Raw genomic sequence first — 13,799 nt, forward strand, 5'->3', positions numbered from 1 at the left:
CGCCGCGTCGACGGCGCTGCGCGTCCGGTCGTCCGAGTCCGGCATCAGGTGCCCGTAGGTGCTCAGGACCAGCGAGGCGTCCTCGTGCCCAGCCGCTCGGCAACGGCCACGACCGACTCACCGGCCGCCAGCAGAACGCTGGCGTAGTGGTGCCGCAGGTCGTGGCTCGTCGTCCCCCGCGGCAGCCCCGCCTCGGTCACCGCACGGCCCATCAGGTTGTGGCCGTAGTAGACGTGCCCGAGCGGGACACCCTTCCGGGTCGTGAAGATCGTCCCGTCCTCGGCCGCTGGGCACGCCGCCAGGTGGGAGGCCAGCGCTTCGGCAACCACCCGAGGAAGCGGGATCGTCCGCCTCGATCGGGGAGTCTTCGGCTCGCTTCGCTCACCCTTCGACCCCTGGGTGAACTGCCACTCGATCCGCACGGTGCGGCGCAGGAAGTCGACGTCCTGGACGCGGAGCGCGAGCAGCTCGCCGATCCGGAGCCCGAGCCCGGCCTGAGTGAGGACCATGGCCCGGTAGCGCTCCGGCATGGCCCGGGCGAGCGCCGCAACCTGCTCGACCGACAGCGGCACGACCCGCTCCCTCTCGTGCCTGGGGAGCCGGATGCGGACGACCGGGGAGGAGGCCACCAGTCGGTCGAGGACCGCGGCCGCGTACACGCTCCGGAGCAGCCCGACGGCCTGTCGCAGGGTGGTGGGGGCCAGCACCCTCGACCGGTCGGTGGTCCGCGCCTGGACCTCGGACGGGCGCACGTCCGCGAACCTCCGGCCACCGGGACGCGTCCCGTCAATGTGCAGTCGGATCATCATCTCGGTCCGCCGCGCCGTGGTCGGCCGGTGCGGGCGGGTCTCCGCCCACCTCCGGGCGTCCTCGGCGACGGTGGTCTTCGACGGTTCGACGTACGTGCCGCGCGCCTTGTCCGCCTCGACCGTGGCCGCGTGACGATCAGCGTCGCCCTTCTTGCTGAAGGACTTCTTGCGCTGTCTGCCCCGGTCGTCCCGCAATGCTGGAATGCCCGCTGGCAGCGACTCACCTTGCGGTTGAGAGGGTCGAATGAAGGTCTACCTAATGGCGGTCGATGGCAGCTGTTGATTCTCTTTGGCGCCTGAAGAGGCCCGCGATGTTGGCGGTGACCGCTGATGCGGACGCGGTGGCCGAGTCCTGCAGCGCCGTCCACGATGTCGAGCGCATCGAGGAGCCGGGGCCGATGCCCGAGCGCCGGCTCGCGTCGAGAGGTTCCCAGGCGCCGCTCGCGCGAGACGCCTTGAGAAACGGGTCCGACCATCGGCGGCGCTCGACGGTCGCAGCCCGACCCCGTTGCCCGGCGACGGTCCGCCCCCACCGACGCCGGCGTGACCTCCGGCCGGGAGAGCAGATGACGACCCACACAGCGCCCCGCCGCACCGCGCACATAAGGCTCTGCCGCGGCCCGGACCGGTGACGGTCGACTCCGGACACGGGCAGGTCTCCCGTGCGACAGGTAACCGGTGTATGCGTGGAGCGTGAGCGGCCGGGGGACCGACTTCTTCATCAGCCACGCCGGCCGCGATACCGCCTGGGCGGAATGGCTGGCCTGGCAGCTGCAGCAGGCCGGCTACACCGTCGAGCTGGACGTGTGGGACTGGGCACCGGGTGAGGACTTCGTCGCCCGCATGCAGCAGGCGCTACAGCGGGCCGACCGGCTTCTGGCGGTGTGCACCCCCGCCTACTTCGCCTCGGTGTTCGGCGGGGCGGAGCTGCGGGCAGCCTTCGCGGCGCAGGCGGACGAGCCGGGGCGGGTCGTGCCGGTGCTGGTCGAACCGGTCACGGTTCCTCCGCTGTTCGCTCCGTTGATCCGGGTGGACCTGACCGACCTGGACGAGGCCGCCGCCGCGGCCCGCCTGCGCGACCGGCTCGCCGGCGGGCGCCCGACCCGCCCACCGCCGTTCCCCCGCTCGGACGCGTCGCCGGGCGGCGGGGTGGGCGGGCGGCCGGGGTTCGCCGGCACGCTGCCGGGGGTGTGGCAGGTGCCGCCGCGCAATCCGCACTTCACCGGCCGCGACGGCCTGCTGGCCGGGATCCGCCGGCGGCTGCGCGCCCAGAAGGGCACACCGGCGGTACAGGCGCTGTACGGGCTGGGCGGGGTGGGCAAGACCCAGCTGGCGCTCGAGTACGCGCACCGGTATGCCGCCGACTACGAGCTGGTGTGGTGGATCGACGCCGAACAGCCGGTGCTGATCGCCAACCAGCTGGCTGCTTTCGCCGCCCGGCTGGACCTCCCCGCCGGGGCGACGGTGGCCGCCACCGTGGACCGGCTGCTGGCCGAGCTGCGCCGCCGCGACCGCTGGCTGCTGGTCTTCGACAACGCCGAACGGCCCGCCGACGTCGCCGACTACCGACCCGCCGGCGCCGGGCACCTGCTGATCACCTCCCGCTTCCCCGGCTGGGGGGCGCTCGGTGGGCGGATCGAGGTCGACGTGCTGGCCCGTTCCGAGACGGTCGCCCTGCTGCGCGCCCGCCTCCCGGACCTGGACGGGGAGCTGGCGGACAAGCTCGCCGGCGAACTGGGGGACCTGCCGCTGGCCGCCGCCCAGGCCGCCGCCTACCTGGAGCAGACCGCCCTGCCGGCGGCGGACTACCTACGCCGCTTCCGGAAACACCGCGCGAGCCTGCTGGCCCGCGGCGAGGTGCTCGGCTACGCCGGGCGCCTGGACACCGCCTGGACGCTGTCCCTAGAGCGGCTGCGACATCGGGACCTGGCCGCGGTGCAGCTGCTGCAGCTGGCCGCGTTCCTGGCTCCCGGCCCCATCCCCCTGTCGCTGTTCGGGGAGCACGCCGAGCTGCTGGAGGAGCCGCTGCGGACCACCGCGACCGACCTCGACGCCCTCGCCGACACGGTCGGTGCACTGGTCGGCTACTCGCTGGCCCGCCGCACTCCCGACGGCTTCCAAGTGCACCGGCTGGTGCAGGCGGTGATCCGCCAGCGACTGCCCCCGGAGGAGCAGCAGGCCACCGTCGAGCAGGTGGTCAGGCTGCTGGCCGCCGCCACCTGCGGTGACCCGCACGATCCCCGCACCTGGCCGGCCTACGCCGCTCTGGCCTCGCACGTGCTCGCCACCGGCCCGCACGCGGATCGCTCCTCCGCCGGCCGGGAAATGGTCCTGGCTGTGACCAGCTATCTGCAGGACCGCGGCGACAGCCGGGCCAGCCGTGCGACCTGCCAGCAGCTGCTCGAGCGCTGGCGGCCCAGCCTCGGCCCCGACCATCCCGACACCCTCACCGCCGCAAGCACCCTCACCCTTGCCCTCGTCCAGCTGGGCGAGACGGAGGCCGGCCGTGCCCTGGCCGAGGACACCCTGCAGCGCAGCCGCCGAGTGTTCGGTCCCGACCACCCCACCACCCTGATCGTGGCGACCATCCTGCCTCTCGCCCTCGTCGAGCTGGGGGACACGGAGGCCGGCCGCGCCGTGGCCGAGGACACCCTGCAGGGCAGCCGCCGAGTGTTCGGCCCCGACCACCCCACCACCCTGCTGGCGGCGGCCAGCCTGGCGGCTTCCCTCCTGCTGCTGGGCGAGGCAGAGTCGGCCCGCGCCCTGGCGGAGGACACCCTGGCGCGCAGCCACTCCGTCCTTGGCCCGTACCGACAGACCACCTTGATGGCGGCGGCCATCCTGGCCGGTGCACGGGTGCTGCTGGGCCAGGCCGAGCCGGCCCGCGCCCTGGCTGAGGACACCCTGCAGCGCGCCCGCCGAGCGTTCGGCCCGGACCACCCGCTGACCCTGGAAGCGGCCGCCATCCTGGCCGGCGCGCTGATGCTGCTGGGCAAGGCCGAGCCGGCCCGCGCCCTGGCTGAGGACACCCTGCAGCGCAGCCGCCGAGTCCTCGGACAGGACAACCCCATCATTCTGATGGCGGCCGCCGCACTGGCCGGCGCGCTCATGCTGCTGGGCAAGGCCGAGCCGGCCCGCGCCCTGGCTGAGGACACCCTGCAGCGCAGCCGCCGAGTGTTCGGCCCCAGCCACCCGTTCACACTGACCCTGGCCCACGCCAGCATCGGCCATCTCGACCGCGGCGACGATGCCGCCGCCGACCGGCTGCGCCGATCGCCATGAACGGCTGAGGGCTACAACAGCACCAACGCCTGATCATCCGGCGACCCCACTCAAGAATTCACCTTCAGAATGGACGGCAGGAGTTGGCAGTCGCAGGTCAGCGCACAGGCCTCCGACGACGCGTGTCTGCATCGGGGCCAGAGACTGCCTCGGGCGATGGGCCGCCGAGCCGCGGTCAGTCTGCGATGTCCCGGAGCGGCGCCGCTCGCACCTGCTCCTTCGACGAGGTGAGTGCTCGTGCGGAGATCGCGACGTTGCTGATGACGATCAGGCCGATGCCGATCCACTCGTTGAGGTCGAGGGCTTGGTGGAGCACCAGCCAGCCGGCCAGGGCCGCCCAGACGGGGTTGATGCTGGTGAAGGTGCCGAACACCTGGGCGGGTACTCGGCGCAGGGCGAGCAGGTCGGCGACGTAGGGCGCGATCGAGGACATCAGCCCGCAGGCGACGGCGAGGGCGATGGCCGCGGCAGTGGGGGCGTGGAAGGCGAACCAGGTTCCGGCGACCGGGGTCCAGGCGGCGGCGGTGACGAGGCTGGCCACCGCGGTTCCTTGCAGGCCGGGAAGCCGCTGGCCGAGGGTGCGGTTGAGCAGGATGTAGGAGCCCCAGGCCAGCGCCGCGAGCAGGGCCAGGGCGATGCCGATGAGGTCGGTGGCGGGGCCGGGGTTGGTCAGCACCACCACGCCGATTCCGGCCAGGGCGGCGCAGGCGATGTTGGCCGCCCGTCGTGAGCCGGCGATGGCGACGGTGAGCGGGCCGAGGAACTCCAGGGTGACGGCCAGGCCGAGCCCGATGCGGTCGATCGCGGCGTACAGGCTGAGGTTCATCACGCTGAACACGACCACCAGCCCCAGGACCGGCCACCACTGGTCCTGGCGCAGGCCACGGAGCCTCGGGCGCACGATCGGCGTCAGGACGAGGGCGGTGACGAACTGGCGGACCGCGACCACGCCGACCGGACCGATGGCCGGGAACGCCCACGCACCCAGGGCGGCGCCGGTCTGGTTCGACGCCGAGCTGGCGAGCATCAGCGCGATGCCGGCGCCGCGCTGACGCGGGCTCGCCGTGGCAGCGGAGAGCTGCCGGCCGCCGGTAGGGGCGTCGTGCGCGCGTTCCACGGTGTCGAGGGTGTCCATACGCCGACGGTAGGGCCGCGGTCCGCATGACCCTAGTGCATGTTTTCGAACCGCCATACGCTCGTGTTATGGAGTGGAGCCTCCGGGAGCTGCGGTTCTTCGTCACCGCCGCCGAAGCGGGGTCGTTCACCGAGGCCGCCGCGCAGTTGTACGTCTCGCAGGCGGCGGTCTCGCGCACCATCGCGGGCCTGGAGAAGACCGTGGGGGACCGGCTGTTGCGGCGGGTGCCGCGCGGGTGCGAGCTGACCAGCACCGGGCAACAGGTCCTGCCTCATGCCCGGAGGGTGCTGTCCGAGGCGGCGAGGTTCACCGAGTTCCTGACCTCGCGCCACGACGTCCTGCGGCTGGGGTACGCGTGGGCGGCGCTCGGGCGGCACACCGCGCGCCTGCACCGGGACTGGCCTCAGCGCCACGACGGGCTCGAGCTGGAACTGGTCCGGCACAACTCGCCCACCGCGGGCCTGGCCGAGGGCCGGTGCGATGTGGCGATCGTGCGCCGACCGGTCGACGAGAAGCGATTCGACTCCCTCGTGGTGGGGCTGGAACGCCGGCTGGTCGCCTTCGCCTCCGATGATCCGCAGTGGTCGCGACGGCGCCAGCTGAGCATGGCCGAGATCGCCGACCGCACCGTGATCATCGATCCCCGGGTCGGGACCACCAGCGGCCAGCTGTGGCACGGCGCCGACCATCCGCCCCGGTTCATCGAGTCCACCGACGTCGACGGCTGGCTCGACGCCATCGCCGCCGGGCGTGGCGTGGGAACCACCGCCGAGGCCACCGCGCACCACCACCCGCGCCCCGGGGTGGCCTACCGGCCCATCAAGGACGGCCCCCGCATCCCCGTCAGACTCGCCTGGTGGCGCGACCACTCCCCCAACGGCCTGGGCGATCTGGTCGATGCGATCACCCGGCTCTACGCGACTACCTAGCTGCGCGCCCCACCACGGCCCGGCGGAGGCGGCCCCGTCCGTCCGGGACCGAGCCGTCCGTGGACGCCAGAACGACGAGTCGTGACCCACAGCGCCTCCGGCGGCTTCCGTAGTCGTCAGCGCCCCGCGCCCCGGATGTCCTTGCTCGCAGCCTTCGTGTCCCTCTGTCCCTAGGTGGCCGGCCGCTATGAGACGGTCGGCGGCTTGCCGTGAGGGCGGCCCATGGGGCAGTCCCCCGGACAGACTGTTGTGGTGACGCCAAACGTCGAGCGCATGCTGCGTCGAGTCGTGCTCGAAGTGTTCTACGACCGCGTCGAGGTGGCGTGGGACAAGCAACCCGGTGCGCCGTACATACATCGAGCCAGCCTCAGCGCAGAACACGGGCGGGCCGGCGCGCTGTCGGCCTCAGCGCGGCCAGCGGGCGGGTTGACATCACCATCCTCGACCTCGATGTCTCCGCGACGCTCTTGGAGTTCGACGACGAGAGCTACATGCAAGCGATCCTTCGTGAACTCGCGCTCGTTGCCGATGCGTACTTGCGAGGTGAGGGCCTCGTTCAGCAGAAGCGGGGCATCCTTCGAACACGGCCGGCCCTCAAGATCATCGTCAACGGCAACGAGTGGATCTTGGGTCGGCGCACGAGCTCGATCCACTACCCGAAAGGATGCCTCTGCCGGAGGCAGCCCGAACTGAGCCAATAGCCACCGGCACGGTCCCTCGCCTGGCGGACGTGTCCCTAGGTGGGCCTCGCCTCCCCATAACCAGCTCCCCTCTGACTGCGCAGCGCCGGGGGAAGGGTGGGCCGCAGGCCCATCCCGCAGGGACGCACAGCGCCCTTCCGGCGGCCGGCGCAGTCGGAGACGCCCCGATGGGAATGGGGCGGGGCCGCCTTCTTCGGGCAGCTGTCGGGACGATCAACGGCAGGCCCACCCTGAAGCGCGACACGCCCAGTTGGCGCCGAGGGTCGACGGACGGAGCCCGGAGGACGAGGAAGCGAAGGCCTGGGTTAGAGGCGGCGTTGACAGCTGGTTGCTGCGTGGTCTTGCCCGTGAGCTCCGCCCCGGTGGGGCACATCTGGGGCACATGATCTTGTGATTGGTCTTGTTCGGCACTGATCGGCCAAGATGTGTCCTTGCAGGTCAGAACCTAAGTGCGCCTTGATCGTGCTGGTTAGAACACCTCGGTCGCACCTACTGGGACTACACGCAACTGCGGTTCCCCCGCCGCGAGGGCATGCGGATCGACTTCGTGCTGGGCTCCCCCGCGCTGGCCGCCCGGGTCGGCGGCGCACGCATCGACCGTGAGGAGCGCAAGGGCAAGGGCGCCAGCGACCACGCCCCCGTGGCGGTCGAACTCACGGCCTGAAAGAGGACCTCCCTGCCCCCACAACTCGCGAGCTCGCGGCGGGCCCCTGCAGGAAGGCCTCCGGCCCGACGCGGTGTTGTACCGGGTGATGACCGCCGCCGTCGCCCCCTCCCCCACCGTCCCCTCCCCCACCGCCCCCGCACCGACGCGCCTGTGGACGCCGTCGCGCGTGCTGGTCACCCGCTCGGCCGCCGAGCGCCCGCACGGACAGCGCGTCCTGGCCCGGCTCGAGGCCGCGGGCGTGTCCGACGTCGAGCTGCTGCCCGGAGACCGGCTGCCCAACCTCCGCGGGAACGGCGACCGCGCCGCCTTCATGGCCGCCAAGGACACGATGGCGCTGGTCGTACCACCGCCGTCCAAGCGCAGGTTGCAGCCGATCCCGCCGTCTGCGGACTGGCGCGTCGACCTGGCCGAGGGCTGCCCCGCGCACTGCCAGTACTGCTACCTCGCGGGCTCGCTGTCCGGCCCGCCGATCACCCGCGTCTTCGCCGACCTCGACGAGGTGCTCCACGGCCTGGACGCTTACGTCGGACGCGGCGCGGTCACCTCGGGCACGCTGGAGCGTGGCGGCGAGGGGACGACGTTCGAGGCCTCCTGCTACACCGACCCGCTGGCCCTCGAGCACCTGACCGGCGGCCTGGCGCGGATGGTCGAGCACTTCGGCACGCACGACTGGCCCGGGCCGGTGCAGCTGCGGGCGACCACCAAGTTCGACGACGTCGCCGGCCTGCTCGGCCTGCCCCACCACGGGCGGACCCGGCTGCGCTTCTCGCTCAACGCGGCGTCGGTGGCGCGGCGGTTCGAGGGGGCGACGTCCCCGGTGCCCGGGCGGGTCGCGGCGCTCGCCGCGGTGGCCGCGGCCGGCTACCCGGTGGGCCTGACCATCGCGCCGATCATGCCGGTCGAGGGCTGGCGCGAGGAGTACGGCGACCTGCTCGACGCCGTCGCCGCTGCCCTGCCGGCCGGCGCGGACCTCACCGTCGAGTGCATCACCCACCGCTTCACGCCCGGCAGCAAGGAGACGCTGCTGGACTGGTACCCGCGCACGAAGCTCGACATGGACGAGGCCCGCCGCACTCCCAAGCGCGGGAAGTACGGCTCGGTCAAGCACGTCTACCCGCGGGAGACGATGGCCGAGTTGCGGGGCTGGTTCGAGACCGCGCTGGCCGAGCGGCTGCCCCAGGCCCGGCTCCTGTACTGGACCTGAGGCAGCCGCTGGCGCCGGCCCCCCTGCAGGGTCCCGCCGCGAGCTCGCGAGTGGCGGGGGCAGGGGGTCCTTATCTCTTATGCGGCGGGGATCATCCCGTTCGGGTCGAGCACGTACTTCTTCGCCGCGCCCTGGTCGAACTCCTGGTAGCCGCGCGGCGCGTCCTCCAGCGGGATCACCTCGGCGTTCACCGCCTTCGCGATCTGCACCCGGTCGTGGAGGATCGCCATCATCAGCTGGCGGTTGTAGCGCATGACCGGGCACTGGCCGGTGGTGAAGGCGTGCGACTTCGCCCAGCCCAGGCCCAGCCGGATGGACAGCGACCCCGTCTTCGCCGCCTCGTCGGCCGCGCCCGGGTCACCGGTCACGTAGAGGCCCGGGATGCCGAGCGCGCCGCCGGCCCGGGTGATGTCCATCAGCGAGTTGAGCACCGTGGCCGGCGCCTCCCGCTCGGCGTCCTTCCCGTGGCCACGAGCCTCGAAGCCCACCGCGTCGACGCCGCAGTCGACCTCGGGCTCGCCGAGGATCTGCTCGATCTGGTCCTTCGGATCGCCCTGGGAGACGTCGACGGTCTCGCAACCGAAGCTGCGGGCCTGGGCCAGCCGCTCGGTGTTGAGGTCACCGACGATGACCACGGCCGCGCCGAGCAGCTGCGCCGAGGCCGCGGCCGCCAGCCCCACCGGGCCGGCCCCGGCGATGTAGACCGTCGACCCGGTGCCCACCCCGGCGGTCACGCAGCCGTGGTAGCCGGTCGGGAAGATGTCCGACAGCATCGTCAGGTCGCGGATCTTGGCCAGCGCCTGGTCCCGGTCCGGGAACTTCAGGCAGTTCCAGTCCGCGTACGGGACCATCACGTACTCGGCCTGGCCGCCGGTCCAGCCGCCCATGTCGACGTAGCCGTAGGCCGACCCCGGCCGGTCCGGGTTGACGTTCAGGCAGATCCCGGTCTTGCCCTCCTTGCAGTTGCGGCAGCGGCCGCAGGCGATGTTGAAGGGCACGCTGACGATGTCACCGACCTGCAGGAACTCGACGTCGGCGCCCTTCTCCACGATCTCGCCGGTGATCTCGTGGCCGAGGACCAGCCGCTCGGGCGCCGTCGTCCGCCCACGGACCATGTGCTGGTCACTGCCGCAGATGTTGGTGCTGACCGTCTTCAGGATGACCCCGTGCGGGGTCTTGCGACCGACGTTGGCCGGGTTGACCCCCGGCCCCTCCTTGAGCTCCAACCCGGGGTAGTCCAGGTCCGCGACCTCGACCTTGCCCGGCCCCATGTACATGACTGCCTTGTTGCCTGCCACGGACACTCCTCCTCGTCGGCGCCGGCACGCCTCTGTGCCGGCCGGGGTGCGGTGCTCACCGCCCGGGCGCCCCGGTGGCCGATCCCTCTGTCCGCGGCGGTCCTCCGGGGCTCGGAGGCGGCAGGGGTCCGAGTCTGGTCCCCGCTACCCCAGGTGCGGCCCGCCGGAGCGCGGGGCCGGGATCCGACACACGGCCTGTGGACACGTAGCGTGGTTCGTCGTGCTCGTCCTGCTGCCGCCGTCGGAGACCAAGGGCCCCGGTGGGGACGGCGCTCCGCTCGACCTGGCCGCGCTCTCCTGGCCCGAGCTGACCGACGTCCGCGCCGGCCTGGTCAAGGCACTGGTCGAGCTCGCCACGGACCGGCCGGCCGCGCGGGCGGCGCTGGGCCTGTCGGACAAGCAGGACGACGAGATCGCCCGCAACGCCGAGCTGCTCGGTGCGCCGACGACGCCCGCCCTGGAGCGCTACACCGGCGTGCTCTACGACGCCCTCGACGTGCGCTCGCTGACCCGCGCCCAGCGCGCGCGGGCCGACCGGCGCCTCGCGGTCGGGTCGGCGTTGTTCGGGGTGGTCCGTGGGACCGACCGCATCCCCGCCTACCGGCTCTCGGCCGGCTCGGCGCTGCCCGGCCTGCCGACGCTGCGCGCACTCTGGCGGCCCGCGCTGGGGCCGGTGCTCGCCGCCGTCGACGAGCTGGTGGTCGACCTGCGCAGCGGCGCCTACGCCGCGCTGGCGCCGGTGCCCGGCGCGGTCACCCTCGACGTGCTGAGCGAGCGCCCGGACGGCACGCGGGCGGTGGTCAGCCACTTCAACAAGGCGCACAAGGGCCGCGTGGCCCGACTGCTCGCCACCACGACCGCCGAACCCCCGGACGTCGTCCGGTTGCGGGCGCTGCTGCGGCGCGCCGGGTTCCACGTGGAACACGCCGGGGGCACGGTGTTGACGCTCGTCGTCCCGGCGGAGGCGGCGACACGCTGATCCGGCACGGATCGTGGCGTCGAGGGTGATCTGCGTCAGGATCGTTGCGCCCAACCGAGGTGCCGTGGCATAAATCTGGGGACGCGTGGGCCCTAAGAGTGTGGCCGTCAGCGGCTTCGGGGACCCCCCGGCCGGGCGTCGAGGGACGGAAGGTACCGGTGGAGGGTTCCCCGCGGCATCGCGGTGCCGTGCGCGTGTCCGACCTCGAGTCGGCAGCCGAGGAGCTGCAGGGGGACTCGGCGCGCATCCGCGCCGCCCGTCGCCTCCGCATCGCGCAGGGCAGCTCCCCGGCCGTCGACCGGCTGGTCGAGCTCGCCGCGCGCCTGCTCGGCGCGCGAGCCGGCCAGATCTCGCTGCTGGACGACGTCCAGTCGGTCGCCGGCGTCGCCGGGCTGCCGCCCGGCAGCGCCACCCGGGAGACCGACCTGACCGACACCCCCTGCACGCTCGCCGCGGCCGGCACCGAGGTGCTGGCCATCCCGGACGCGCGGGCCGACGAGCGGGTGAACCACCTGCCCCAGGTGACCGGCGGGCTGGTCGTCGCCTACCTGGGCGCCCCGCTGACCGACGGCGGGGGGCACGTCGTCGGGACGCTGTGCGTCTTCGACCCGCTGCCGCGGGAGTGGTCGGAGACCGACGCCGCCACGCTGCAGCAGCTCGCCGCCTCGGTGGTGACCGAGCTCGAGTACGCGGCGCTGACCGGTGAGTACGAGCGCCAGCACCTGCGCTGGCGGCTGGCGATGGACGCCGGCGGCGTGGGCACCTTCGACTGGGACCTGCGTTCCGGCGAGCTGGTGTGGGACGACCCGCTGATGACGATGTTCGGGTACACCCTCGCGGACTTCGACGGCACCATCACCGCCTTCAACCGGCGGCTGCACCCCGACGACCTGCCCCGCGTCAGCGAGGCGCTGCGCGCCTGCATCGACCTCGTCGGCGACTTCGAGGCGGAGTACCGCGTCGTCCGCCCGGACGGCGGGACCCGCTGGGTGCAGGCCCGTGGCCGCGCACTGGCCGGCCCGGACGGGACCGCCGTCCGCGTGCTCGGCGCCGCGTACGACACCACCGAGGACCGCACCGGCGACGTGCGCGTCGCGCGGGTGCTCGAGGCGATGCCGGCCGGCTTCTACTCCCTCGACCACGAGTGGCGCTTCACGCACGTGAACGCCGAGGCCGAACGGCTGCTCGGCCGCAGCCGCGAGGAGCTGCTCGGCCAGGTCATCTGGACGACGTTCCCGGCGACGGTGAACAGCGTCTTCGAGGACGGCTACCGCGGCGCCGTCCGGACCGGGCAGCCGGTCAACTTCGACGCGCACTACCCGGCACCGCTCGACGGCTGGTACGAGCTGCGCGCCTGGCCGAGCCCCGAGGGCCTGTCGGTCTACTTCATCGAGGTGACCGAGCGGAAGCTGGCACGCGACCGCGCCGAGCGTTCCGCGCAGCGGCTGGCCCTGCTCGCACAGGTCAGCGCCGAGCTGGCCGGGACCCTGGACGCCCAGGCCGCGACGAGCCGCCTGCCCCGGCTGGTCGTCCCCGGCCTGGCGCAGTGGTGCATCGTCACCGTGGTCGACGTGGACGGGCGGCCGCGGGACGTCGGCTGGTGGCACGCCGAGCCGGCCGCCCGGGCGCTGGTCGAGCGCTACGCCACCTTCCGGCTCGACGCCATGCCGGCCACCTCACCGGTGGCCCGCGCGCTGCTGGCGGGCGAGGCGGTGCGCGCCGACGCCGTGGAGGTGCGGCGCCTGCTGCCCTCCGGCGAGGCGCGGGACCTGCTGGACGCGCTGGCGCCGGGCTCGGCCGTCTGCCTGCCGATGCGCGGCCGCGGGCGCACCCTGGGCGTGCTCACCCTCTACGCGGACCTCGGCGGGGCCATGTCGCGCGAGGACCTCGCCACCGCGCAGGACGTCGCCGACCGCGCCGGCCTGGCCATGGACAACACCCGGCTCTACGCCCAGCAGCAGCAGCTGGCCGAGGGCCTGCAGCGCAGCCTGCTCACCGAGCCGCCGGAGCCCGACCACGCGGAGATCGCCGTCCGCTACCTGCCCGCCGTCGAGGCCGCGCGGGTCGGCGGCGACTGGTACGACGCGTTCCTGCAGCCCAGCGGGGCCACGATGCTGGTCATCGGCGACGTCGTCGGCCACGACACCGAGGCGGCGGCGGCCATGGGCCAGCTGCGCGGGCTGCTGCGGGGTATCGCCACCTACAGCGACGCGCCGCCGGTCGAGGTGCTGCGCGGGCTGGACGCCTCGATGGCGGTGCTGCAGACGCACGTGCTGGCGACGGCCGCGGTGGCGCGCTTCGAGCAGACCGACGACGAGCGCCGGCGCGGGATCACCCGGATGCGCTGGGCGAACGCCGGGCACCTGCCGCCGCTGGTGATCAACCCCGACGGCAGCGTGGCCGAGCTGGCCGCCTGGAGGGGCGACCTGCTGCTGGGCGTGGACCCCGAGGCCGAGCGCCAGGAGTCGGTGGTCACCCTCGACCGCGGGTCCACGGTGCTGCTGTTCACCGACGGCCTCGTCGAGCGGCGCGACGCCGACCTCGACGCCGGGATGGTACGGCTGCGCGAGGCCCTCATCGAGGTCGCCCACCTGCCGCTGCAGCAGCTGCTGGACGAGGTCCTCGAGCGGCTGGTGGACGGTCGCCCCGAGGACGACGTCGCGCTGGTCGCCGTCCGCCTGCACCGCCAGGACCGCCCACGGCCGGCGGAGGCCGGCCCCAACGACGTCCCGGACGTCGTCCCGCCCGACCCTGCGTCCTGACCTCCAGGGGTGAGCCGCCCTGCGAGTGGGAGG

9 protein-coding genes are annotated in these 13,799 nt (G+C 73.3%); 6 read left to right on the top strand and 3 right to left on the bottom strand.

All coding sequences use genetic code 11. From position 1 onward, the window contains the following. Positions 1-62 precede the first annotated feature (62 nt). Complete coding sequence (locus tag ACWIX3_RS03515) at positions 63-1,004, bottom strand: tyrosine-type recombinase/integrase (RefSeq protein WP_448610696.1); 942 nt, start codon at positions 1,002-1,004, stop codon at positions 63-65. A 498-nt stretch (positions 1,005-1,502) separates the two neighbouring features. On the opposite strand from ACWIX3_RS03515, the gene fxsT reads away from it, so the two are divergent. After that, positions 1,503-4,091: an FxSxx-COOH system tetratricopeptide repeat protein gene (gene fxsT, locus ACWIX3_RS03520; RefSeq protein WP_448610697.1), complete on the top strand. Its 2,589-nt coding sequence runs from the start codon at positions 1,503-1,505 to the stop codon at positions 4,089-4,091. 175 nt (positions 4,092-4,266) lie between these two features. Here fxsT and ACWIX3_RS03525 read toward each other — a convergent pair whose 3' ends face one another. Further along, complete coding sequence (locus ACWIX3_RS03525) at positions 4,267-5,226, bottom strand: EamA family transporter (protein ID WP_448610698.1); 960 nt, start codon at positions 5,224-5,226, stop codon at positions 4,267-4,269. 68 nt (positions 5,227-5,294) lie between these two features. Here ACWIX3_RS03525 and ACWIX3_RS03530 point away from each other — a divergent pair, with 68 nt between their 5' ends. The 3 genes from ACWIX3_RS03530 to ACWIX3_RS03540 all read left to right on the top strand — a co-directional run bounded on the left by ACWIX3_RS03530 (position 5,295) and on the right by ACWIX3_RS03540 (position 8,727). After that, positions 5,295-6,155, top strand: a complete 861-nt coding sequence (locus ACWIX3_RS03530; protein WP_448610699.1) for a LysR family transcriptional regulator — start codon at positions 5,295-5,297, stop codon at positions 6,153-6,155. 1,233 nt (positions 6,156-7,388) lie between these two features. Next, a complete protein-coding gene (locus ACWIX3_RS03535) occupies positions 7,389-7,520 on the top strand; it encodes a hypothetical protein (protein WP_448610700.1) in 132 nt (43 codons plus the stop codon). 88 nt (positions 7,521-7,608) lie between these two features. Further along, positions 7,609-8,727 (top strand): spore photoproduct lyase family protein, encoded by a 1,119-nt coding sequence (locus ACWIX3_RS03540; protein ID WP_448610701.1) that lies wholly within the window; start codon positions 7,609-7,611, stop codon positions 8,725-8,727. 77 nt (positions 8,728-8,804) lie between these two features. Here the strand turns inward: ACWIX3_RS03540 and fdhA are convergent, their stop codons facing one another. Then, positions 8,805-10,025, bottom strand: coding sequence for a formaldehyde dehydrogenase, glutathione-independent (fdhA, locus tag ACWIX3_RS03545; RefSeq protein WP_448610702.1), 1,221 nt, complete (start codon positions 10,023-10,025; stop codon positions 8,805-8,807). 220 nt (positions 10,026-10,245) lie between these two features. Between fdhA and yaaA the strand changes: the two genes are divergently transcribed. Further along, positions 10,246-11,004, top strand: a complete 759-nt coding sequence (gene yaaA, locus ACWIX3_RS03550; protein WP_448610703.1) for a peroxide stress protein YaaA — start codon at positions 10,246-10,248, stop codon at positions 11,002-11,004. 188 nt (positions 11,005-11,192) lie between these two features. Then, on the top strand, positions 11,193-13,766 hold the full coding sequence (locus ACWIX3_RS03555; protein WP_448610704.1) for a SpoIIE family protein phosphatase: 2,574 nt from the start codon (positions 11,193-11,195) through the stop codon (positions 13,764-13,766). Positions 13,767-13,799 lie beyond the last annotated feature (33 nt).

The organism is Geodermatophilus sp. URMC 60, from assembly GCF_053502585.1.